The following is a 1,514-nucleotide window of genomic DNA, read 5'->3' on the forward strand; positions in this document are numbered from 1 at the left end:
ATCCAGACCCTGATCCGCAATTTCGGCCAGCGCACGACGACGCTGTCGCCGCCGGGCTGGGCGCCGATGCGCAGGCCCTCGACGATGCCGGCCGGGCGGCCGGCGAGCAGCGCCGCGAGCCGGGTGTCGCGGTAGCGGTCGAGCCGGTCGAAGTCGGCGGCGCCGAGGCTGCGCAGCGGGAACAGGTGCGGGCGCGACTGGCCGGACGGCGTCGGCTGTGGCGGGCTCAGGCGGAAAAAGTCGGCCATCGGAGGCTCCAGGCGATCCGGCACGGATCAGGACCGTGCCGGCCGGCATCGCGCTTCAGCAGGAACGGGCGGGCATCGCGCACATCAGCCGATGCTGCTCCACAGCCGCAGCAGCGTCGTGTCGAGGCCGAGTTCGCGACCGGCGGCGACGCCGGCGCGGAACACGTCGGCTCCGTCGGCCTCGGCGCGGCGGAAGGTTTCCAGCCAGGTGTCGATGGCGCGCGACCCGCCGCTGCCGGCGAGTGCGGCGAGCGTCGGCCACAGCGCGGAATCGGTCATCGGACCGATGTGCAGCAGCGCCGCGCTCACCGAGCCGGTCAGCGGATAGCCGGCGGCCGTGCCTTCGCGGCTCGCCTGTTCCTCGTCGAGCAGCGCCAGCACGCTCCGCTGCTCGCGAGTGGCCGCTTCCGGCGCCGGCCGCAGCCGCGCGAGCGCATCGCTGCGCAGCCACTCGGGCAGCACGGCCACGGTCACGATTTCAGGTGGCGGCACGGTGGTGTCGGGCGGTGGTTCGCCGGTATCCGGCGGCGGCAGTTCCGGCCCCGGTTCCGGCGCCGGCGGCGGCAGCGCTTCCGGCACCGTGTAGCCGCTCGCGAGCACGATGCCGGCCAGCCCGTCGGCGGCGGCGCGCGCCGGCCGGCGCAGGTAATAGACGCGGCCCTCGGGCACGGCCTCCCAGAACGGGAACCACGGGCTGGCCGGATCGGTTTCGCCGGAGAGCGTCACGACCGGCGCCAGCACGTCCTCGCCGCCGAGCGCGTCGCTCTGCGCGCGTGCGAGCAGCGCTTCGGCGAGGTTCGCGTACGGACTCGCGTCCAGCGCCACCAGCACCAGCACCTCGGCCGGCTGCGGCGCGTCGAGATCGAGCGGGGCCAGCGCCAGCGCCGACTGCAGCACGGCTTCCATGTCGTCGGCGCGCAGCGGCACGAGCTGCACGCGGCATTCGGCCGGGAAGAAGGTCTGCTGGCCGCGCACCGGATCGACGCAGGCACGCGGCAGCGGACCGGCCGGCGGCAGCACGTGGAAGTGCTCGCCGGCGTGGAAGCTCGCGCCGGCGCGCTCGGCGAGCACCTCGGCGAGCAGCGCGCGGTAGTGCGCGAGCAGGTCTTCCTGAAAGCCGTCGAGCACGGCATCGGGCCGGCGCGGGTGGCGCAGCAGCCAGGGGTCGCACCAGAGCACGGCATCGCCGTCGATCGCGAGCACACCGAGCGCGACGGCATCCGCGGGCAGCCAGTGATCGAGCCGGCCGGCGCCGACCAGCGTGCG

At 75.0% G+C, this 1,514-nt stretch carries 1 protein-coding gene and 1 pseudogene; both read right to left on the reverse strand.

Annotated elements, in window-relative coordinates; genetic code table 11:
- Window positions 1-248: hypothetical protein (locus PKE44_RS19410; protein WP_324554501.1), on the reverse strand; the 248-nt coding region annotated here is incomplete at its 3' end.
- Window positions 249-332: 84 nt separating this feature from the next.
- Window positions 333-1,514: pseudogene (locus PKE44_RS19415) on the reverse strand (hypothetical protein); the annotation flags it as partial.

The organism is Plasticicumulans sp., from assembly GCF_035331805.1.
Classification (GTDB): domain Bacteria; phylum Pseudomonadota; class Gammaproteobacteria; order Competibacterales; family Competibacteraceae; genus Plasticicumulans.